The 21,457-nt window shown below is 54.8% G+C and carries 23 protein-coding genes and 2 pseudogenes; 9 read left to right on the forward strand and 16 right to left on the reverse strand.

All coding sequences use genetic code 11. The annotated features are described in order from the left end of the window. From ACWB12_RS04500 to ACWB12_RS04540, 9 genes and pseudogenes are all read right to left on the reverse strand, one after another. On the reverse strand, window positions 1-480 hold a 480-nt coding region (locus ACWB12_RS04500), incomplete at its 3' end, for a PstA family ABC transporter permease (protein ID WP_479528894.1). An 84-nt stretch (window positions 481-564) separates the two neighbouring features. Continuing rightward, window positions 565-1,035, reverse strand: a pseudogene (locus tag ACWB12_RS04505) (DUF3333 domain-containing protein); the annotation flags it as partial. After that, window positions 986-1,885, reverse strand: a pseudogene (gene pstC, locus ACWB12_RS04510) (phosphate ABC transporter permease subunit PstC); the annotation flags it as partial. The pseudogenes pstC and ACWB12_RS04505, both read right to left, overlap by 50 nt. 115 nt (window positions 1,886-2,000) lie before the next feature. Next, a complete protein-coding gene (locus ACWB12_RS04515; protein ID WP_479528874.1) occupies window positions 2,001-3,032 on the reverse strand; it encodes a substrate-binding domain-containing protein in 1,032 nt (343 codons plus the stop codon). A 92-nt stretch (window positions 3,033-3,124) separates the two neighbouring features. Beyond that, on the reverse strand, window positions 3,125-4,192 hold the full coding sequence (locus ACWB12_RS04520) for a sensor histidine kinase (protein WP_479528875.1): 1,068 nt from the start codon (window positions 4,190-4,192) through the stop codon (window positions 3,125-3,127). A gap of 223 nt (window positions 4,193-4,415) precedes the next feature. Continuing rightward, window positions 4,416-4,802 carry a mobile mystery protein B gene (locus tag ACWB12_RS04525; RefSeq protein ID WP_479528895.1) on the reverse strand — a complete coding sequence of 129 codons (387 nt, stop codon included), beginning with the start codon at window positions 4,800-4,802 and terminating at the stop codon, window positions 4,416-4,418. Between the two features lie 91 nt (window positions 4,803-4,893). After that, window positions 4,894-5,289, reverse strand: coding sequence for a hypothetical protein (locus tag ACWB12_RS04530; RefSeq protein ID WP_479528876.1), 396 nt, complete (start codon window positions 5,287-5,289; stop codon window positions 4,894-4,896). An 815-nt stretch (window positions 5,290-6,104) separates the two neighbouring features. Beyond that, on the reverse strand, window positions 6,105-6,809 hold the full coding sequence (locus ACWB12_RS04535) for a winged helix-turn-helix domain-containing protein (protein ID WP_479528877.1): 705 nt from the start codon (window positions 6,807-6,809) through the stop codon (window positions 6,105-6,107). Continuing rightward, window positions 6,781-7,062 (reverse strand): hypothetical protein, encoded by a 282-nt coding sequence (locus ACWB12_RS04540; protein ID WP_479528896.1) that lies wholly within the window; start codon window positions 7,060-7,062, stop codon window positions 6,781-6,783. The genes ACWB12_RS04535 and ACWB12_RS04540 overlap by 29 nt, the downstream gene beginning before the upstream one ends. Before the next feature lie 172 nt (window positions 7,063-7,234). Between ACWB12_RS04540 and ACWB12_RS04545 the strand changes: the two genes are divergently transcribed. From ACWB12_RS04545 to ACWB12_RS04575, 7 genes are all read left to right on the forward strand, one after another. Then, window positions 7,235-7,621, forward strand: a complete 387-nt coding sequence (locus ACWB12_RS04545; protein ID WP_479528878.1) for a hypothetical protein — start codon at window positions 7,235-7,237, stop codon at window positions 7,619-7,621. A 682-nt stretch (window positions 7,622-8,303) separates the two neighbouring features. Next, window positions 8,304-10,037 carry a dihydroxy-acid dehydratase gene (gene ilvD / locus ACWB12_RS04550; RefSeq protein WP_479528879.1) on the forward strand — a complete coding sequence of 578 codons (1,734 nt, stop codon included), beginning with the start codon at window positions 8,304-8,306 and terminating at the stop codon, window positions 10,035-10,037. Between the two features lie 17 nt (window positions 10,038-10,054). After that, entirely contained in the window at window positions 10,055-10,690 is a 636-nt protein-coding gene (locus tag ACWB12_RS04555) for a hypothetical protein (RefSeq protein WP_479528880.1), read from the forward strand. Between the two features lie 108 nt (window positions 10,691-10,798). Next, window positions 10,799-11,572 carry a DUF6478 family protein gene (locus tag ACWB12_RS04560; RefSeq protein ID WP_479528881.1) on the forward strand — a complete coding sequence of 258 codons (774 nt, stop codon included), beginning with the start codon at window positions 10,799-10,801 and terminating at the stop codon, window positions 11,570-11,572. A 27-nt stretch (window positions 11,573-11,599) separates the two neighbouring features. Further along, window positions 11,600-11,980, forward strand: coding sequence for a hypothetical protein (locus ACWB12_RS04565; protein ID WP_479528882.1), 381 nt, complete (start codon window positions 11,600-11,602; stop codon window positions 11,978-11,980). Between the two features lie 73 nt (window positions 11,981-12,053). Further along, on the forward strand, window positions 12,054-14,081 hold the full coding sequence (locus ACWB12_RS04570) for an FAD-dependent oxidoreductase (RefSeq protein WP_479528883.1): 2,028 nt from the start codon (window positions 12,054-12,056) through the stop codon (window positions 14,079-14,081). Between the two features lie 184 nt (window positions 14,082-14,265). Next, complete coding sequence (locus ACWB12_RS04575) at window positions 14,266-15,171, forward strand: LysR family transcriptional regulator (RefSeq protein WP_479528884.1); 906 nt, start codon at window positions 14,266-14,268, stop codon at window positions 15,169-15,171. A gap of 31 nt (window positions 15,172-15,202) precedes the next feature. Here ACWB12_RS04575 and ACWB12_RS04580 read toward each other — a convergent pair whose 3' ends face one another. The 4 genes from ACWB12_RS04580 to ACWB12_RS04595 are packed head-to-tail and all read right to left on the reverse strand — an operon-like array spanning window position 15,203 to window position 18,200. Further along, on the reverse strand, window positions 15,203-16,132 hold the full coding sequence (locus ACWB12_RS04580) for an OmpA family protein (RefSeq protein ID WP_479528885.1): 930 nt from the start codon (window positions 16,130-16,132) through the stop codon (window positions 15,203-15,205). 29 nt (window positions 16,133-16,161) lie between these two features. Next, a complete protein-coding gene (locus ACWB12_RS04585; protein WP_479528886.1) occupies window positions 16,162-16,725 on the reverse strand; it encodes a peroxidase-related enzyme in 564 nt (187 codons plus the stop codon). Window positions 16,726-16,743: 18 nt separating this feature from the next. Then, a complete protein-coding gene (locus ACWB12_RS04590) occupies window positions 16,744-17,472 on the reverse strand; it encodes a GNAT family N-acetyltransferase (protein ID WP_479528887.1) in 729 nt (242 codons plus the stop codon). After that, on the reverse strand, window positions 17,469-18,200 hold the full coding sequence (locus tag ACWB12_RS04595) for a competence/damage-inducible protein A (RefSeq protein WP_479528888.1): 732 nt from the start codon (window positions 18,198-18,200) through the stop codon (window positions 17,469-17,471). The genes ACWB12_RS04590 and ACWB12_RS04595 overlap by 4 nt, the downstream gene beginning before the upstream one ends. Before the next feature lie 45 nt (window positions 18,201-18,245). Between ACWB12_RS04595 and sfsA the strand changes: the two genes are divergently transcribed. Continuing rightward, window positions 18,246-18,977, forward strand: a complete 732-nt coding sequence (gene sfsA / locus ACWB12_RS04600) for a DNA/RNA nuclease SfsA (protein ID WP_479528889.1) — start codon at window positions 18,246-18,248, stop codon at window positions 18,975-18,977. A 10-nt stretch (window positions 18,978-18,987) separates the two neighbouring features. After that, window positions 18,988-19,797 carry a type I methionyl aminopeptidase gene (map, locus tag ACWB12_RS04605; protein WP_479528890.1) on the forward strand — a complete coding sequence of 270 codons (810 nt, stop codon included), beginning with the start codon at window positions 18,988-18,990 and terminating at the stop codon, window positions 19,795-19,797. Window position 19,798: 1 nt separating this feature from the next. Here map and ACWB12_RS04610 read toward each other — a convergent pair whose 3' ends face one another. The 3 genes from ACWB12_RS04610 to ACWB12_RS04620 form a co-directional block, all read right to left on the reverse strand. Continuing rightward, window positions 19,799-20,461: an HAD family hydrolase gene (locus ACWB12_RS04610; protein ID WP_479528891.1), complete on the reverse strand. Its 663-nt coding sequence runs from the start codon at window positions 20,459-20,461 to the stop codon at window positions 19,799-19,801. Next, a complete protein-coding gene (gene rsmD / locus ACWB12_RS04615; RefSeq protein ID WP_479528892.1) occupies window positions 20,458-21,024 on the reverse strand; it encodes a 16S rRNA (guanine(966)-N(2))-methyltransferase RsmD in 567 nt (188 codons plus the stop codon). The genes ACWB12_RS04610 and rsmD overlap by 4 nt, the downstream gene beginning before the upstream one ends. Further along, window positions 21,021-21,457: oxidoreductase C-terminal domain-containing protein (locus ACWB12_RS04620; protein ID WP_479528893.1), on the reverse strand; the 437-nt coding region annotated here is incomplete at its 5' end. The genes ACWB12_RS04620 and rsmD, both read right to left, overlap by 4 nt.

Here is a 21,457-nt window from a genome sequence, read left to right on the forward strand (position 1 = left end):
GCCAATGATTGCGCCTGTTAACATACCCGGCATTGCGACGGGTAAAACATGGTGGAATACGGCCTGAACCGGGCTTGCCCCCAATGCCAGTGCTGCCTCTTTGAAGGACGGCGGCACGGCGCGCAAAGCGGCCCGTGCGGCAATGATGATTGTCGGCAACGTCATCAGCGCCAACACCATGCCGCCAACCAGTGGCGAGGATCGCGGCAATCCCATGTAGCCCAGAAAGATCGACAGACCCAACAGGCCAAACACGATTGACGGTACGGCCGCCAGGTTGTTGATGTTCACTTCGATCAAATCGGACAACCGGTTGGCGGGGGCGAATTCCTCAAGGTAAATCGCTGCCCCGATGCCGATTGGAAAGGAGAGTGCAAAACACACCGCCAACGAATAGGCCGAGCCAACCAACGCGCTGAGGATACCCGCAATTTCCGGCTCGCGGCTGTCGCCGTTGGTCAAAAACCCCCAGTTGATCACACGGCGCAACTGGCCTGCGGCTTGCAAGGTGTCAATCCACGCGATCTCGACATCCGAAATCTGGCGCTGGCGTTCTGGCAGGGTGATATCAACCTTGCCGCGTAAGTAAAGATCCAGATCATCCGACGCAGTAAGCCACAGCGTATGGGTGCCACCAGTCAGATCGGGGTTTTCTGCCACCATTAGGGCAATCTCGAAACCGCCTTCGGGGCTGACCAGATTATAGAGGCGTTTTTTTTAAAGGCGACAGCTTTCATCAGGAAAAAAAAAGCGCAGGGCGGATTTAACCATACGCCCATAGCTGATGTCTGCTGGCCCGGCGCTTAAATCGACCTGTACTGCAATTTGCGACTGCCGGAAAACACCGCTTGCATCACGGGCAATTGTGCCAACCATGACGGCCAGAAACAACAGCGAAATGATGATGGCCGTACGACCGGCCCATTGGAACCGTTGTTCAGCACGGTGGCGCGCAGACAGATTGAAGCCTGCCTTCTTCGTCAAATTAATCATATTGTTCCTGATATTTCCGCACGATGTGCAAAGCGACCACATTGATGCAAAGGGTGATGATGAACAAGAAAAGCCCAAGTGCGAAAGCCGACAGTGTTTTGGCGCTGTCAAATTCCTGATCGCCAGTCAAGAGGGCGACAATTTGCACGGTGATTGTGGTGACCGCATCCAGCGGGTTCAGCGTTAATTTGGCCGCCATGCCCGCCGCCATCAAGACGATCATGGTTTCGCCAATCGCACGCGAGGCGGCCAGCAAAAGGGATCCTGAAATGCCCGGCAAGGCCGCAGGTAAAACCACCCTGCGGATGGTCTCTGACCGCGTGGCGCCCAGCCCCAATGATGCATCGCGCAAGGATTGCGGCACCGAATTGATCACGTCATCTGACAGCGATGAAATCAGCGGCACGATCATCAACCCCATGACGATCCCCGCCGCCAGCGCACTTTCGGACGCGACTTCCAGTCCCAGTTGCCCGCCCGTCATCCGGATGAACGGGGCCAGCGTCAGGGCGGCGAAAAACCCGTAAACCACAGTGGGAATTCCGGCCAGTATTTCCAGCCCGGGCTTGATCCAGCCCCGCATCCGTTTGGTTGAATATTCCGACAGATATACCGCCGAGGCCAGCCCGAGCGGCGTGGCAACCATCATGGCAATGGCAGATATCAACAGGGTTCCGTTGATCAGTGGTAAGATGCCAAAGCTGCCACCCGAGCCAACCTGATCGGCACGAATGGCGGTTTGCGGACTCCATTCCAGACCGAACAGAAAATCACGTAAGGGGACTTTGCCAAAGAACTGGATCGTCTCGAACAACAGCGAAACCACGATGCCGACTGTCACCAGTATCGCCACACCTGCTGTGGTCGCAAGCAAAGCAACAACAAAGCGGTCCAGCCACATCGGGCGCACCGGCGTTGTGATATTCAAAGACTGATCGGTCATGGTTTACTTATTTCCAGTGAAAATGCTCTGGACCGAACGGGGGGGGCGGTCCAGAGCGTATGCGCTACATATCAAGCAGTGAAAGACTGTTGATTTTTGCAGCCCAAGTTTCGCGTTCCTCGACGGAAAGCGGGATCAGGCCTTTGTCGGCCAGATAACCCTCGTCACCCCAAGTGTCCTCGTTGGTGAACTCAGCCAGATACTCTTCAATTCCGGGAACCATGCCGACATGCGCTTTTTTCACATAAAAGAACAATGAGCGCGCAATCGGGTAATTGCCAGCGGCGATTTCCTCGAATTCGGCTGAAACACCCTCAATGATCGATCCCTGAACAACATCGCTGTTTTGCTCAAGAAAACTGTAGCCAAAGATACCGACAGCCGCAGGATTTGCCTGCAATTTCTGAACAATCAGATTGTCGTTCTCGCCCGCTTCAATATAGGCTCCATCCTCGCGTAAGGTGTGGCACAGGGCTTTGTAGGCAGATTTATCTTCCTTCTTCAGCGCCTTGATCCAGTCGAACGTCTTGCAGCCGCCCTCCATTGCCAGTTCGGCAAAAGCATCACGGGTGCCGGATGTTGGCGGCGGGCCAAGCACCTCGATTTTCACAGCAGGCAGATCTGCGTTAACCTCGCTCCACATTTTATACGGATTTGGCATGGTGCCACCGTCACCGTTTGGAACATCTTTGGCCAGCGCCAGAAAGATGTCGTGAAGGGTCAGGTTCATCTGTGCCGCTTCGGTCGAATTTGCCAAAACGATGCCGTCAAACCCGATCATCGCCTCGACGATTTCGGTCACTCCGTTGGCGGCGCACAATTCGACTTCGCTGGATTTGATCCGGCGGGACGCATTGGTGATGTCGGGGGTGTTTTCGCCTGCGCCAGCGCAGAACAGTTTCAGTCCGCCACCCGATCCGGTGCTTTCAACAATCGGCGTTTTGAAATCGGTGGATTTGCCAAAGCGTTCGGCAACCGTTGTTGAAAATGGAAATACTGTGGACGATCCCACAATGTTGATTTGGTCCCGCGCCACGGCGGGGGCGGCGATTGTCAGCAGCACGGTGGCCGCAGAAAGTGTTAAACGAACAGACATTCATCGTCTCCTGTTAAGAATAAGCGCTCACCTTTGAGCGCCTCCTGATTCACACAGGAACGATTCAACTTTATGACGGTTGGGTAACAGTTTTATGACAGACTAGAGTCTTCTTGGGATGCTAGGGGCAGATAGATGGTGAAAGTCGATCCGTGGCCAACAACGCTTTCAATAACCAGCTCGCCACGATGGCGCACAAGGATGTGTTTCACAATCGCCAGCCCCAGCCCCGTGCCCCCCATATTGCGCGACCGGCTTTTGTCGACACGGTAAAACCGCTGGGTCAGGAAGGGGATTTCATCAGCCGCGATACCTTCGCCATCATCTGTGACGGAAATAGAAATCGCATCCTGCCCCAACGGGTTTTCGCCACGTTCAATATGTGCGGTCAGATGTATTTTCCCATCTTGCCGGCTATAATGAATCGCGTTTTCTAGCAGATTGATCAGCACCCGAACCAGATCATCCTGACGGCCCATGACAGTAGGCAGGTCAGTATCTGTTTTAACAGCAAGGATCTTGCCCCATTTTTTGGCAATAGATGTGGCAGATTGAACCGATTGTTCAATAACAGATGTCAGATCCACCCTGTTCTTAAGCGCGCGCCGTTCCTTTGCCTCGACTTGAGACAGCGACAAAAGATCTGAAACCAGATTGGTCATGCGGGCGACTTCTTTTGCCATCATGCCCAAAAACCGGGTTCGCAAGGCGACATCATCAATGGCAGGGCCTTGCAGGGTTTCCACAAAACCGGATATGGCCGTCAGGGGCGATCTGATTTCATGGCTGACGTTGGCCACAAACCCGATTCGCATCGTCTTAAGGTCATTTAACAGCGAACGGTCCTCGAACGTCATCAACACCACCGGTGAATCTACCCCGTCCAATACGCCTATGTTTTTTAGTGTAACGGTATAATCCGAACGAAACCCCGCCTTGGGTTTGATCTTGGTTGTTGAGGGCAGACCATTTTCAATGGTTCGTTCCAGCAACGCCTGCAATCCACTAACGCGGCTCAAAAAATGATCAAAGACGAAATCAATACCCGCCTCAGAGAAGGCCTGTTTGGCAAGGCTGTTCATGGCCAGAATCCGCAGCTTTGCATCCACTGCAATGACTGGAACCGCTAATCCTTCTATGATCCTTTCGGCTTGCCTCATTTTCCTCTGTCCACATTTTATGGTATGTCGCTATCTATATGGAAATTTGCGGTGATAAACATCCCTTTTTTGGTGTTGTCACATAACAGTCCAGAGTTTGGTCATTGGCCCAATGAGGAAGGCGAGCGCCGCAGAACTGTTATTTCCCCTGCGGCTCCGAATGCCTCCTCCCAGCAGATTCACCATTGGGTTTGCAACAGCAGCTAACTTCTGCTTTCCGCCTTTACTGGGCAAGCGCTCTTATAAACTCAACCAGCGCCCCGAATTCATATCCATCCGCCTCTCTCAAGGCAGAAATATATCGCGCACGATGGTCCCTATCGGCAACCAACGTTCCGCCACCGGACCAATTCAGGAAGATATCCTTGTCGATTTCGGCAAGATAAGCATCTGCCATGATCCGCGCCCAACGTCCGTTTCCGTTGGCAAATGGATGAACCCAGACCAGCTTGTGATGCAATCGCGCGGTAGCCTCCAGCGGCTCAAAGATCCTGTTCTTTTGCCAGTGCCGGGCATCCTCTAAACAGGTGCGCATTTCGGTTGTGATGTGCCAGACTGGCACACCGATGTTCTTCTCTGTTAAACGATCCCCCCCCGCCCAGTCCCAGATTCGTCAGAAAAGGCGTTTGTGCACTTCACGTGCAGTATTATCTGTCAGAATATCGAATGCCTTCGGCCGCCGTCCCAGCCAAGTCAGGCCCTCAACAATGTTGGCTCCTTCCAATTCGTTGATGTGGCCGCGTATTGGCATTGCGATCCTTCATCAAAAACGGATCAACCGTGGCCAACATGTCCGGCCCCTCTCCATGCGGCTTGCGGCAAGAGCCATGCAGGATATTGAGCAAATCCATATCATCGGGCGGAAGGGCAAAGCTTGGAAGTTTGCCAGCCATGTAGCCTAAGGGCATCCCGCCTTTTAACAATCCAAGTTTATTCAGCGTCATTTGATCCTTTATATCGTCGGTGACATGTGGATCTACAGACGAATGGGGTCCGACCAGTTTTCTAAAGTCGAGGTCGTAACCATAAGCCGTTCCCGGTGAAAGTCTTTCGTTGGGCGTGGCTTCGTATCGGGCCGTTATGACCGCAACGTGCAAGTAGGTTCCTAACCAGCACAACCCCCGCCACAAGCGCCCCTATCGCGAAGCGATTTAGTGCTTGGGCCGGAAGCGCCAGTTGGGCCATTTCCTGAAAACGGTAGTTTTGCCCATTCAGCAGGCTTTTCTATATCACTGGCGTGTCAGGCACCAATGAAGCCAATAGGCTTTGGGAGAGGCTCTCTGCCTGAATCGCAAATTGAAAAAGTTACACACTTAGTTACACAGTTTGCGATTTATTAATTTAATAGTATTTGAAATCAGTAGTTTAGTACATAGCGCTCCCCTCTCCTAGGGGGCAGATTACTGGTTCGAATCCACTCGGGGTCACCAAAGCCGAAATTGTTGAAGTATCAGATGCAGCGAATGACAGCGCTGAGCCCTTCGGCGGCATTGGATTGGCTCGCAGAAATTGACACATGAACTGGGAGCGGACCTTCGTTGCGAATGCGTATAGACCCCTTGCCTCTCCGAAAGTGGGCGTTCGCAGCAGGGATTCAATAACAGTCGATTTTCTCGTGCCCCTAACTGTCAAGGTTGCTTGATTGTGACAGTTTTCACAGACCAAGTGAATTGCGTTCAATATCCTAGACAATCAGCGGGTTTCTAACGCTCGCGCAGACAAAGCAGGCAATTATGTCGTGCTGAAAACTGTTTTAATAGGAGGTGATCAGATGAAAAGATCATTCACTAAATTTGCTACGGCATTAACGATTGCGGGTTCTCTCATGCTGTCATCCAGCACGTCCGCACTTGCCGCAAGCGTGTCCGGGATCTGCGCCTATTTGGACCCATAGGCTGTGACGGGATACACCCTAAACCATCCGGATCACGTCTTTGTCGATTGCCAACATGTAGCCGCGTCGAGCGATGTTTTTTACTAGCAACTCGCTAACCATCTGGTTGCCCAGTGAATCGCGCAGCCGTTTGATACGGGTGGCGCCTGCCGCCTCGTCGCAATCGGAGGCGGGGCGCCCTGAAATTACGCCCTCGATCTCGCAACCTGACATCAGATCTCCGTCCATCCGCGCTTCGGCCAGAACAGACAGGGTTTCAATCGCCGCATCGGTCAGTTTGAATTCCATGTTGTTCAGATAAACCGTGTTTTCCTCGCGGCTGATCAACAGGGATGACACCTGAATGCCCGTGCGTTCGATCTCGCTCATGCGTTTATTCATGGCGATGATGGTGACCAGAAACACCAAGGCGGCAACCAACAAGGCCGTGGCAAACACCAACAGCACGAAAATAACCGTGCGATAGGATGCCAGAGTGTCCGAGAATGAGGTGCCGGATTGCGCCAGAATTTCCAGAAGTTTTATTTCGGCGCGATTGGTCAGATCGTTGTTTTCAACAAATATCTGTTCGACCCGCGCATTGAACGCATTGGCATCCGGCAGGTTCATAAATAGCAAAACAGCCGCAACCAGCAGAATTGTCACAATCGCGATAATCCCGATGGTGACAACCCGTGATCCCGAAAGCCGCGTTTCAGTAGCGGAGGAAGTATTTTCCGGCACTGTCTTTCCTTTCCTCAAGCCCATCTGCCGCAAATATTGACAGAATATTCAGTAATTGCCAGCCATCCGCACCGATGCGTTGGGTAATTTGTCCTTTGGCATCCTTTTTGGTGCAGGCCGTATCAGGCAATTCTATCACACCATAATGCAGGCGTAAGGGGTTATCCTGCTTTGCTTTGTAATCAGCATAGCAGGATGCACTGGCGGGCGAGGCGGCCATAAGGGCCAAAGCGAGGATCAGTTTTTTCATCATGGTTCCGAACATGGAGAATTTTGCGCAGTTATTCAATATCAACCACCACAAGCCCTAGGCGTTATCCAATAACAATCCGCCGTTATTGTTTAGCGCGGCCATTTTGCCCAAATTCGTTTTATCGCTTCCGGCAATACAATCTGCTCGCCGGTCCCACATGAAAGGAAACGACATGACAAAGAAACTTACTGCCACAGTGCTTGCTGCCTCGATCGCCCTAACCTCGTTCACCGCTGCCCCTGCAATGGCCAAGCCCAGCGATGGTGTCAGAATCCTGCAAGGTCTGGCCGCGCTTTATATTATTAGCCGCGTTATCAAAGACAACAAACGCCAACGGCCTGTCGCCGTTGCCCCGACCCTGCCCAACCGCTGCCTGAAAACATTCTATACCCCGCGAGGCACAACCCGTGCCTATGGTGCCTATTGTGTCGGAAAATATGCGCCACGCCTTAGCCTGCCACAGCAATGTAAACGCCGCATTTCGACCGATCGTGGCCGTCGCAATGTCTATGGCCCGAATTGCCTGCGCGAGCATGGCTACAACGTTGCCGCGCGGTAACGACAACGAACAACCGAGCAGAGGTGTGGTTTAGTTGCGTCCCCACACCTTTGGGGCGGGAGGGTTTTTAATAACCCCCCGCCCTTTTTTATGATCGGTGTTCCAGATGTGTGGCGATTTTGGTGGTAAAAAGATATCTACTATTCCGGAATAGTAGATACGGGTTCTGTCGCAAAGATTTCCGGTTGTTTCCTTATCATCTGTATTCTGCGACACGCTTTTCAAAAAATCTACAGGCAGGGGTTCCATTATGACAGTTGATTTCAATGGCAGACATTATCCGAAAACCGTAATCTTGTACGCGGCGTTTCTCTACATTCGCTACGCCGTCTCCAATCGCGCCACTCGCAAACTGATAAAATTCACCCACCTTTCGCGAGCGAATTTTACTGGGGCATAGCAACCAGATTTACAATCGTATCCGCAAGTACCCCGATAAGTGTCACGCCTGCGAGTTGAATTCGGAGGGATGCTAATTTGAGAATCAACCGTCGGCTTCTGATAATCGACCAAAGCCCGACGGCTTTATTGGTAAACTCGTATTGTAATAGTTGATTGCAACTGAATAATGGTTTCTCCAACCTATCAATATCTCCTGTCATACCCTCCTCCCGCCATCCCCACTTGATGAACCCGCCCCCATCCCCTATTCAAATCTCAAGCATTATTCAGGGGCTCCATCATGAAAAACACCAAGTTCGACAAATCCATCCTTCCCAGCCGTCACGTCACCGAGGGGCCGGAGCGGGCGCCGCATCGTTCTTATCTGTATGCGATGGGCCTTACGGACGAGGAAATTCATCAACCATTGGTCGGGGTCGCTACCTGCTGGAACGAGGCAGCACCCTGTAACATCGCCCTGAACCGTCAGGCGCAGGTGGTTAAAATGGGGGTCAAAGCCGCCTCCGGCACGCCGCGAGAATTCACGACCATCACCGTCACCGACGGCATCGCCATGGGCCACGAGGGCATGCGCAGCTCCCTTGCCAGCCGCGAAGCGATTGCGGATTCAGTTGAACTGACCATGCGTGGCCATTGCTATGATGCGCTGGTTGGGCTGGCGGGGTGTGACAAATCCTTGCCCGGAATGATGATGGCGATGGTGCGTTTGAATGTGCCGTCGGTGTTCATCTACGGCGGATCAATCCTGCCGGGCCGCATTAACGGCAAAGACGTCACCGTTCAGGATGTGTTCGAGGCCGTCGGCCAGCACCAAGCGGGCAAAATGTCGGACGCCGATCTGGAGGCGCTGGAGGCTGTGGCCTGTCCATCCGCCGGTGCCTGTGGTGGCCAGTTCACCGCCAATACGATGGCCTGTGTGTCCGAGGCAATCGGCCTTGCGTTGCCAAATTCGGCAGGCGCTCCTGCGCCCTACGAGAGCCGCGATCAATATGGCGAGGCGTCGGGCCGTGCCGTGATGCATCTGTTGGAGAAAAATATCCGTGCGCGTGACATCGTCACCCGCGAGGCGCTGATCAATGCGGCGCGCATTGTGGCATGCACGGGGGGTAGCACCAATGCGGGGTTGCACCTGCCCGCGATTGCACACGAGGCGGGGATTGATTTCGATCTGGCCGATGTCTGCGACATTTTCCGCGAAACACCGTATTTCGTCGACCTGAAACCAGGTGGGCAATATGTGGCCAAGGATTTGTATGAGGTCGGTGGCGTGCCGGTCATTATGAAAGAACTGGATAAGGCGGGTCTGGTGCATCGTGATTGCATGACCGCGACGGGCCGCAGCATGGGCGAAGAAATCGACATTGTCACCCGCGAGGCGGACGGCAAGGTGATTTACCCTGTGGCAACACCACTGTCGAAAACCGGCGGTGTGGTTGGCCTGAAGGGCAATGTCGCACCGGACGGCGCGATTGTGAAAATCGCAGGCATGGCCACGCAGCACCAGCGCTTTGTCGGGCCGGCACGGGTTTTTGAATGTGAGGAAGACGCGTTCGAGGCGGTGCAAAAGCGCGAATACAAAGAGGGCGAGGTTCTGGTGATCCGCAATGAAGGCCCGTCCGGCGGGCCGGGCATGCGCGAAATGCTGGCCACCACGGCGGCGCTGTCGGGCCAAGGCATGGGTAAAAAGGTGGCCCTGATTACCGATGGCCGTTTCTCGGGCGCGACACGCGGGTTCTGCGTCGGCCACGTTGGTCCAGAGGCCGCGCATGGCGGGCCGATTGCCTTGGTCAAGGACGGGGACATCATCACACTGGACGCGATCAAGGGCGAGCTGTCGGTTGATGTATCGGATGAGGAAATGGCCAAGCGCCGCGAGGCATGGTCTGGTCCGCGTGAAACGATTTATGCCTCCGGGGCTTTATGGAAGTACGCCCAGCAGGTAGGCGGCGCAAAACTTGGTGCCGTGACCCATCCGGGTGCCAAGGTTGAACGCCATATCTATATGGACCTGTGATCGTGAAGCTGTATCTTATGACTGGACTGGTTGCGCTGATGGTATTGGGCGCGTGCGATGAAATAATGAAAAGTAGTGCCAAGGCACCGTCAACCGCTGTCACCCCCGCTCCTGAAAAGGTGCGGGTTTCCGGCAAGGATGTGGTGATCGCGGGGCCACACGGGTTTTGCGTTGATCCGACAGAAACAAGGGATTCAGCCAATAGCGCGTTTGTGCTGTTGGGAAGCTGCGCCGCGATTTCAAACGCATCGTATCAGCCAAACCCGGGCATTCCGGCAATCCTGATGGCGACTGTATCCCAGAGAACTGAAGCCGCACCGATCGCTTCCTCAATGACCTCCTTGGCCAGATTTTTCAAATCCGAGGCCGGACGCGCCGCCCTGAGCCGTGATGGCAAGGCCAAAACGGTCGAGGTGATCGAAACGCTAGACCGAAACGGTGTGTTTTATATCCATGCGCGCGATAGCAGCACAGGCACACTGGCGGGGGCGGGCGACGAATACTGGCGGGCGCTGTTTAACGTAAAGGGGCGGATCGTTTCGGTATCGGTTGTCTGGCTGGAGGATCAGCCGATTTCAACCGCAGAAGGGTTTGAAACATTGGGCGAATTTACCAACAGGATTAAACGGGAAAATGCTGTGGCCGTCAGATAGGCTGTAGATAACACACTTGGCATCTCTTTTCTAAAGCGGTTGTTTAACAAAGACCCGATATAAGATAACACTAGAGCACAAAATGTAGAATGCAGATGTGGCACAGATATGGCTAACCGGATAAATACTTTTATCGAGAAGATATCCCAGCGACGGGCCTTGCGGCGGTGGGGGCGTCTGGCCAAGGCGGCCAAGGAAATGGACCTTGAGACGCTTCGCGTAACGCGCGGGCGTGCCCGCACGATGATGCGCCCGTTGGAAGAGGTGATCCATGTTGCGGACAGCCGTTTGATGCTGCCGCAAATTGGATCGGATGCTATCCAGCAACCGCTAAATTCGGATTGGGCCTATCGCCCTGAAATCTGGCGCGGGCCAATCACGCCGCGCGGCATGTCGGCAGCCCAAAACAAGGCAAAGCTGGGCAAAGAGGCAACCGTTTTTCACGATTGCAAAATCAGCGAATTGACCCTGCGCCAAATTCGCAATACCAGAGAAGAGGATTTGGCACCGTTTGGTCTGCAAATGGATGTTTTCAAATTCGATGGCAGCTTTTTGTCTATCGTTCTGGATTTACCGGATGACGCGGTGCATGGGCTAAAGAAAAAGCATCTGCTGCGGATGGATGCCATTGTCGAGATGGAAAAGCCGCTGGAAATTTTTGCCCGCATGAACGTCAAACACGGCCCCAATACCGAACAACTGGTGCGTGAACTGCCATTACATGAAGGCGATGTAATGGTGGAATTCGATCTGGCATACACCAAACTGAATGAAAAGCGGGCCGAACGGATCTGGATTGACCTGATTTTTGAAGGCCCGCAGATGAACCAGATTATCTTGCGTGACATCACCTTTAGCCGCCGACCCCGTGCTGAATTATAGTGGGCCCAGCTGTATGAGAGAATTATTATGAGCGATCTAACATTAACCGCGACCCGCCTGTTCGAAGGTGTTTGGGAAGGTGTTCTGACGGTATCGGGCACGGACGGGAATTATCAGCCGGAAATCGAAGTGACCCATTTGGGCAAAGTGATCGAGGACATTTCTGTCACCGAGGACGAGGCACAGGGGTTTTGGGCGGTGCGCGTGCCTGTCCCGTTGACGGCGCTATCGGACGGTATGCAGACCTTTTTGATCACCGATCTGCGCACGGGTGGGCGTTTGAACAGTTTTACCATTCTTGCGGGTGATCCGTTAAGCGACGACATTCGTGTGGAACTGGACCTGCTGCGCAGTGAACTGGACATGTTGAAAAAGGCGTTTCGCCGCCATTGTGTTGAAACTATGTAACATGTGACGCTGCGTTTCGGGTGACAGGCTGGGTCGCCGTGTGCAGCGTGCTTTAGGTAACAAAGGACGCTTTATGACCCAATTTCCGCATCTACTTGCCCCGCTTGATCTCGGTTTTACCACGCTGCGAAACCGCGTGTTAATGGGATCAATGCACACGGGGCTTGAGGAAACCAAAGACTGGGACCGCGTCGCTGAATTTTACGCGGCACGGGCGCGGGGCGGTGTTGGCCTGATTGTGACGGGGGGTATGTCGCCAAATCTTGAGGGCGGTGTTTTGCCCGGTGCGGCGGGCCTGTTTAGTGACGCGGATATTGCCAACCACCGCATCGTCACGGATCGTGTGCATGAAAATGGCGGTAAGATTGCGATGCAAATCCTGCATGCGGGGCGTTACGCCTATAGCCCTGAATGCGTTGCCCCTAGTGCGGTTAAATCTCCCATCTCGCCATTTGCGCCTAAAGAGCTGGATGAATCTGGCATAGAAAAACAGATCGCCGACATCGCCACCGCTGCCGCCAATGCGCAGGCCGCAGGGTATGACGGGGTCGAGGTGATGGGGTCGGAAGGGTATTTCCTGAACCAGTTTCTGGTGACCCACACCAACAAACGCGAGGACCGCTGGGGTGGCAGTTATGAGAACCGGATGCGCCTGCCATTAGAGGTGGTCAAACTGATCCGTGCTGCTGTGGGTGCCGAGTTCATCCTGATCTACCGGCTGTCGATGATTGACCTGATCCCCAATGGATCAACTTTTGACGAAGTGATTGAACTGGCGCAAAAAGTCGAGGCTGCAGGGGCGACGATTATCAACACCGGCATTGGCTGGCACGAGGCCCGTATCCCGACCATCGCAACATCGGTGCCGCGCCGTGCCTTTAGCTGGGTGACCAAGAAACTGATGGGGCAGGTGGGTATCCCCGTGATCACCTCGAACCGGATCAACACCCCCACAGTGGCCGAAGGCGTTCTGGCGGATGGCTGTGCCGATATGGTTTCAATGGCGCGGCCGTTTTTGGCCGATGCCGATTTTGTCGCCAAGGCGGCGGATGGGCGGGCGGATGAAATCGCGCCCTGCATTGCCTGTAATCAGGCTTGTCTGGACCACACATTTTCCGGCAAAATATCGACCTGTCTGGTCAACCCGCGCGCCTGTTATGAAACCGAACTGGTGATTGGCACGGCTGAAGCGGTCAAAACCATTGCCGTGGTTGGTGCTGGCCCCGCCGGTCTGGCGGCAGCACTTACGGCGGCTGAACGCGGCCATAAGGTGACGTTGTTCGATAAGGCCGATCAGTTGGGCGGGCAGTTGAACATGGCCAAACAAGTGCCCGGCAAAGAGGAATTCTACGGTCTGGTTGATTGGTACCGGGTGATGGTTGACCGCGCAGGTATTGATCTGCGGTTGGGGCAGGCGGCGGATGTGGATGCATTGCGCGGGTTTGACGAAGTGATCATCGCCACCGGCGTATTGCCGCGTGATCCACAGATCAATGGGCAGGACGGCGCGAATGTGTTGTCCTACATCGACGTGCTGCGGGACAAGGCGACAGTCGGCAAGCGGGTCGCGATTGTCGGCGCGGGCGGCATCGGGTTTGATGTGGCCGAATATCTGGCGGATGGATCTGAGCATCTGGCCGAAGACCTAGAGGCGTGGAAACGCAACTGGGGCGTGGGTGATCCGGCGATCAGGCGCGGCGGCCTGTCTGTGGACGGCCCGCAACCCACCCCGCCAGCCCGCAAAGTGGTGCTGTTGCAGCGCAAAGCGGAAAAAGCAGGCAAGCGGTTGGGCAAAACCACCGGCTGGATTCACCGCGCCGAATTAAAGATGAAGGGCGTGAAAATGCTGACCGGTGTGAACTATGAACGCATTGATGCGCGTGGTTTGCACATTTCATTTGGCGAGGCCCGCGAAAACCCGCAAATCATCGAGGTGGATCATGTCGTTCTATGTGCGGGGCAAATCCCTGAACGCGCCCTTGCGGATGCGCTGGTTGCCGACGGAATGACACCGCATGTGATCGGTGGTGCTGATGTGGCCGGAGAGCTGGACGCAAAACGCGCTATTGATCAGGGCACCCGTTTGGCGGCCGCCCTATAGGTTTCTTTTTCGTCTAAATATCCCCGCCGAAGGCTGCGTAACCTTGCAAAACTTGAACGGTTAGCGTGTTTCCACATCATGAACGATAATGGAAATACCGCAGTATTGTCCGGCCTTCACCCCATTCTTGCCCAATTTCGTTGCGATATACAGATCAATACGAAACAAAAATACAGGTATGATAATGGATAGATTAACTGAGATGGAGGCCTTTGCCACAGTTGTGGACCAAGGTGGTTTTACTGATGCCGCACGTAAAATGGGCATCTCCAAATCAGCCGTATCAAAGCATGTCTCATCACTTGAGGCGCGTCTGGGGGCGCGGTTGCTAAATAGAACAACGCGTCGGGTTAGCCCAACGGAAATTGGCCTTGCTTATTATGACCGCGCCCGCCGCGTTCTGAATGATGCAGGCGAGGCGGATGCTTTGGTGACATCAATGCAAACGGCCCCATCCGGCCTATTGCGCATTTCGGTTGCGACAGATTTCGGTGTAAACCACCTGTCACCTGTGTTGGGCAATTTCCTACAGGAATTCCCGGATATTACCGTTAATATGGTTTTGAACAACCGTTATGTAGAATTGATTTCCGAAGGGTTTGATCTGGCGGTGCGTATTGGTGAACTGGAAGACAGCACCCTGCGGGCCCGCAAACTGACTGAAACAACCAAACGGATGGTCGGGTCGCCCGAATATTTTGAAAAATACGGTCGCCCTGAAAAAATTGACGATTTGAACGAGCATAAATTGCTGCATTATTCCAACCAATCAAACGGCAGCGTTTGGAAACTGACCGCTCCGTCGGGTGAAAAACGTCAGGTTCGCACGGCAGGTTGGCTGTCAGTGAATGACGGGCAATCCCTGTTGAATGCTGCGATTTCGGGGTTGGGCATCGCCTATTTGCCAAGCTTCCTTTATGCGGATGCGATGGCGCAAGGGCTGGTTCAAGAAGCAATTCCAGGTCTACCAAGCGAGATGCAGGGGATTTATGCGGTGTATCCACCGGGCCGGTTCACCCAGCCAAAAGTGCGGGCATTCATTGATTTCCTCGCACAATCCTTTGCCCATAAAGGGCCAGATGAGTGGTGATCAATTAGAATTAAAATGACGAAGGTGCAAACTACTGGGTCGAGGTGACAATCACTTCGACCCTTCTATTTTGTGCCCGTCCGTCCTCTGTCAGGTTCGAGGCAAGCGGGGAAAGAAACCCGTTTCCTTCGGCGCTGATCTGGCTTTTGTTTACGCCAAATTCGGACACAAGTCGGCGCACAACCGAACGTGCGCGTTTCTTGGACAGGGCAATGTTCCCCGCAAGCGACCCTTCGGCATCAGTATGGCCAACCAGCATGAATCTTTGCTCCGGATTTGCCTGTAGGTAATTGGCAAGGGTGGTAAGTGATTCAAACGGACCATCACCCAGATCGGATGACCCGGTCTGGAATATCAAATCCTCCAGAATAAAACGCCCGGGACCTTGCAGGGCTTGTTCCAGCGGCATATCGGGCACGGCGGCGGCAGGCTCTTCCGATATTGTGGTCAGTGCAGGGCTTTTGGTAGAGGTGACAAGTGTGGCTTCCTCGGACGGCACCCCAACGCGCATCAACTGCACAAAGCCCGCATTTTGGCTGCGGCTGACCAGAAGGCTGATGTATTCGGGGCGCTCGTCACCCATCCGCCGAGCTGCAAGAAACCGGAAGTCACCCAGATCAATGTGCATGGCCGGCTCGGGCATCACATCGGTATTGAACCTGAAATCAAAACCGCCACAGGCCTCGGTCTCGCATTCATAGATCACCTCGAAACCGGAACTGGTCAGCTGTTGTTTTAGCGGCTCAAGGATTTGCAGTGATGTCAGCCCCGAGGCTGTGATTTTCCACGCTTGCTGGGTGATTTCACCCTCGGTCCATATTGTTTGGAACGCACCATTTCCCCATGCGCTGACCGGCATGTGATAGCTGCCGTGACCAATGATTTTCTCACCCGATAATACCGCATTGCTAGGTAGGTCCAGCTGCATAGCGGGGGATGCCAAAGGCATTGCTATGGCCATTGTGGTGGCCAATATGTGGGCGCCAATATTCATCTGTGGGCCGAATGGTATTGCGTGTTTGGCCGCATGTCGGAGGCCGATGCCACGCGGTTGGTCATGTTAAAAAAACCGGCAACCGCCCCGATGTCCCAGATATCACGGTCACTAAATCCGGCGTCACGCAACATTTGGCGATCAGCCTCTTCTATTTTATCGCTGGTTTCGGTTAATTTAGCGGCAAAATCCAGCATTGCCTTTTGGCGGGTGTCCAGATCGGCAGCGCGATAATTCATCACCATCATTTCGCCAAGCTCTGGATCGCCGGACAATTCACGCACAGCAGCCCCATGCGCCACAAGGCAGTAAAAACATTTATTGATTGATGAAACCACCACCGCGATCATCTCGCGTTCCAGTTTGGTGATGCCGCTATCGCCCAGCATCAGATCGTTATAAAGGGCGGCAAATGTGTTCAGTTTGTCGATGTCAAAGGCATAGGCCTGCAACACATTCGGGACCAGTCCCAGTTTGTCGGCGCAGATGTCAAAATACTTCTGCGTCGCCTCTGGCAGCGGATCGACCATAGGTAGGTCAAGTGCGATGGGTCGTTTCATATCTTTTATCAAACCTGCTTAGCCCGTTTTCGGGTCTTTTATTCTGTAATGGTAGTGTCCCACATTTTTCATATTCAGGGAAGTGTAGAGCGTATTGGCGGCCACATTGTCGCGCACACAAATGACGCTGAACGCGGTTGCGCCATTATCTTGTGCCCAGATCGCGGCGCCCCCCATGATGTTGACGGCAACACCTTGCCGACGCTGCTCGGGAACCACCTCTAACGCGTGTAACATGGCCATTGAATTGTGAATTGCAAGGTAGGCAACACCGGCGGCACGGTCATTCTGACGGGCAAGGATGGCGGTTTTCGGGCCCTTGGCGCGGGCCATAACCGCTTGGCGATCCGCATTAATGCCCTGTTGGGCCCAGATTTCGTTGATGATCGCCAAGGGCGGCCAGATCGCAAATGCGGCGAGGCGTTCGGGCGCGATTTTGGTCAGGGTTTCGATTGGGCAGGTATACAGGTTTACGGGGTCTTTGATCCGATAGCCTTTGGCGTCTAACAGCCGATCAAGTGTTTCATCCCCCTCGCGGATCATAAATAAATGGTTCTGGCCTAGCGCGCCCATCACCTCTTCGGCCACGTTGATGTCTTCAGATGTAACAGGGCCATTGGCGGTGGCCGATGATACACGCTGCCCGCCGCCCGCGCCCTTGCGGATGGTCCAGTTGCCGATGGTTAGAAATTCGGCAGCAGGCCATGTGGCGTCGCCGGTTTGATACAGGGTTTGGGCGGGGGTCATGCGGTCTCCGACGGGAACAGGGTGACAAGGCGGGACATGGCGATGTCCAGAGCGGCGGCGTCGGTGCCGCGCCCGACAATATTGGTGCCATAGGTGCCGTTTGTGTAGAACGGGTAGGACCCGAACGAGAGGCTGGGAAACTCTGCCGCCAGATCGGCCAGCGGTTTGGCGATCACGCCTTCGGGTTGCATCAGGCGCAGGGTTTGGCTGAGCAACGGGGTGCCGCCGGACAGGCTGGGCAGCAGGGATGCCACCATCGCCTTGAAGATCATCGGAACGCCAGCCATCACATGCACATTTTTCAGGGTAAATCCCGGGGCGGCGGAAATCGGATTTTCGATCAACGTGGCCCCGTCGGGGATGCGGGCCATGCGCAGGCGGGCGTCGTTCAACGCGGTGTCTGTGGTGGCGTAATGGGCCACCAACAGCGCGCGGGCGTCATCGCGGATACTGATCGGCGTGCCAAAGGCGGCGGCCACCGCATCGGCGGTGATATCGTCATGGGTCGGACCAATCCCGCCCGAGGTGAACAGGTGGGTGTGATTGTCAGCAAGTTTCTGCACGGCGGCGATGATTGCGCCCGTGTCGTCCGGCACCACGCGCACCTCGGTCAAATCAATGCCATGCGCGGCCAATTCCCCCGCAAGGTGATGCGTGTTGGTGTCTTGGGTGCGGCCAGACAGAATCTCGTCGCCGATCACCAGCATGGCGGCAGTTGGGTTGATCATCTTGCTATCCTTGTCGCTTCCTTGCATCCAATATATGCCTGTTTTATGCGCTTTCAAACCCCCCTGATCCCAGCCACCCTGATCCGCCGCTATAAACGGTTTTTGGCCGATGTGCGGCTAGCCGACGGGCGCGAGGTGGTGGCGCATTGCCCCAATCCTGGGTCGATGATGGGGCTAAAGGACGAAGGGCTGCGAGTGTGGCTGGAGCCGAATGATGACCCTGCGAGGAAGCTGAAATACGGCTGGCGGTTGGTGGAATTGCCGGATGGTCATTTTGTTGGGGTGGATACCGCCGTGCCCAATCGGGCTGTGCGGGCGGCGCTTGAGGCGGGCGAGGTGCCGGAACTGGCCGCCTACGGCACTGTGCACCCCGAGGTGAAGTATGGCGAGAATAGCCGGATAGATTTCTTGTTGAGCGAGGCTGGTTTGCCGGATGCCTATGTCGAGGTCAAAAGCGTCACCTTGATGCGCAAGCAAGGATTGGCCGAGTTTCCCGATAGCGTCACCGTGCGTGGCGCAAAACATCTGGTGGAATTGGGCCGGATGGTGGCCGCGGGGCACAGGGCGGTGATGCTCTATCTGGTGCAACGCACCGATTGCGACAGGTTTACCTTGGCGTCAGATATCGATCCCGCCTATGCGCATGCTTATGCGGCAGCCCGAAAAACGGGGGTCGAGGTGTTGTGCTATGGGACCAAAATTACACCTGACGGCGTTTGGCTTACGCATGCGCTGGAAGTTTGTGATCCGCTGCCTTATCTAGACGATAACAACTAGGAGAGATGCTTTGACTGATGACAAAGGCCGCGTGACCAAAGACGGCATTAGAATTTACCAAGCGTCGGATTTCGACGGCATGTTTGCGGCGGGTAAACTGGCCGCTGAAATTCTGGACGAGGTTGCACCGATGGTCGTTCCGGGTGTGACCACGAGTGATCTGGATCGCTATATCACCGATCGGGTCGACTCCGCAGGCGCGAAATCAGCGACGATTGGCTATAAGGGCTACAAGCACGCCAGCTGCATTTCGGTCAATCATGTGGTCTGTCACGGTATCCCCGGCGATAAGCGGCTAAAGGGCGGTGATATCGTCAACATCGACGTCACAGTGATTGTCGATGGTTGGTTTGGTGATACCAGCCGCATGTATGTCGCTGGTAAACTGGGCCGCAAAGCTGAACGGCTGATCCAAGTCACGCATGACGCTTTGATGAAAGGGATTGAGGCGGTAAAGCCGGGCAATACCTTTGGCGATATTGGCCACGCGATCCAGTCTTATGTCGAGGCACAGCGCATGTCTGTGGTGCGCGATTTTTGCGGTCACGGGTTGGGGCGGGTGTTTCATGCGCCGCCCAATGTGCTGCATTACGGTCGCGCCGGAACGGGGCCGATGCTGGAAGAAGGCATGATTTTTACCATCGAGCCAATGGTCAATCTGGGGCGTCCTGAGACAAAGGTTCTGGCGGATGACTGGACAGCGGTAACGCGGGACAAATCCCTGTCGGCGCAGTTTGAACATTCGATCGGGGTGACGGCGGACGGGTGCGATATTTTCACCCTGTCCCCGACGGGCAAGTTCCATCCGACCTACGGGTAAATTAAGGTGTAGGGGCGGATAAGCCCAGCAATAGCGGCAGTTCTGTCATCGACCTGACCACAGTTGCACCTGTGGCGGAAAGCGCTTCGCCATCACTGCGTTCGGCAAACCCGATGCAACGCATTCCGGCGTTGGCGGCTCCTTTGCAGCCGGATGGGCTGTCATCAATCACGATGCAATCGGCGGGCGCAATGCCAAACTGGCGGGCGGCAATCAGCAACAATTCAGGGTCCGGTTTGGCGGTGCCATAGGTGTGAGCCGAAAATATCGCACCTTGAAGCCTGTCCCACAGGCCATTTTGGCCAAGGGTGATTTCCATCTTTTCTTCGGACCCGTTTGAAACCACACAGTGCGGAATTTTTGCATCAGTCACAAGGTTCAGAACATCAAGAACCCCACTCACCAATGGCACACCCTTTTTTAGATGGGCGTAAAGCCGACCATAGAAATCATCGACCCAGTCGTCCGGCAGATTTGCACCCATTTGGCGAGCAACGATGGCTGCACCCTTCATTGTGCCACCAACAAAGAGCGCATTGCAATCGGCCAAAGTAAGGTTCAATCCATAACGCGAAAGATCTTGTAAAAGAAAGCTGTTGGCAAGTGGCTCACTATCAACCAGAACGCCGTCACAATCAAAGATGATGAGCCGCGGCTGAGTCATTGGGTAACCTCCATGATTGAAATCCACGTATCGCCATACTTCCGCTGGTCATGCAGCTCATACCCGTCCGGCGCGTGCTGCGGGCTGCTTTCTTCCCAGATGATCAGCGCGCCCGTCGCCAGCCAACCCTCGGCGCGGGCGACGGTCAGGGCCTTTTCGCCCAACCCTTTGCCATAGGGTGGGTCCATAAAGATCAGTGAGCAAGGCGCAGCTTTGTTTGGCGGTATCTTGGTGGCGTCCGTGCGGATCAATCTGGTTGTGGATTTGTCGCGTCGTGTCAGGGTAATGTTCTCGCGGATCAGGGATTGCGCCTTGCGGCCATCGTCAACGAATGTGCTGTGGGCCGCGCCACGCGACAATGCCTCAAACCCCAACGCCCCCGTGCCCGCGAACAGGTCCAGCACATGTGCGCCAGTGATCGGGTCGCCGTAAGCGCCGCCCATCAGCACAGAAAACAAGCTTTCTCGCACACGATCCGAGGTGGGGCGCAGGTGCGCTGCCGTATCACCCTTGCCGACCGAGGCCAGCGTCAGGCCGCGGTGCTGGCCCGCGATGATCCTCATTTCAGCAGGGCTTTTAGATCGGTATCCGGGGACGCGATCATGTCGGGCGCGGGTGATTTTCCCGCCTCGATCAACCGCTTGCCGATCATGTAGGCGCGGGCATCGTTCATTGCGTCCACCGCGAGCAGCGTGTCGCCAGCGTAATACCAATGCGACTGTGCGCCGTCCTTGTCGCCCGCCCGTGTGACCACATTATCATAACCCGTGTTCAGCCCTGCGATTTGCAGTTTCACATCATATTGATCTGACCAGAACCACGGGGTGGCGATGTAATCTTTGCCAGCGCCCAGCATGTTTTCGGCGACCACCTCGGCCTGATCAATCGCGTTCGGCACGCTTTCCAAACGGATGCGGGTGCTGCGGTAAGGGAAGGATGCGCAATCGCCTGCGGCCCAGATATGCGAGGCGGATGTGCGACCTTGGGTGTCGGTTT

It is taken from the genome of Profundibacter sp. (assembly GCF_056498605.1).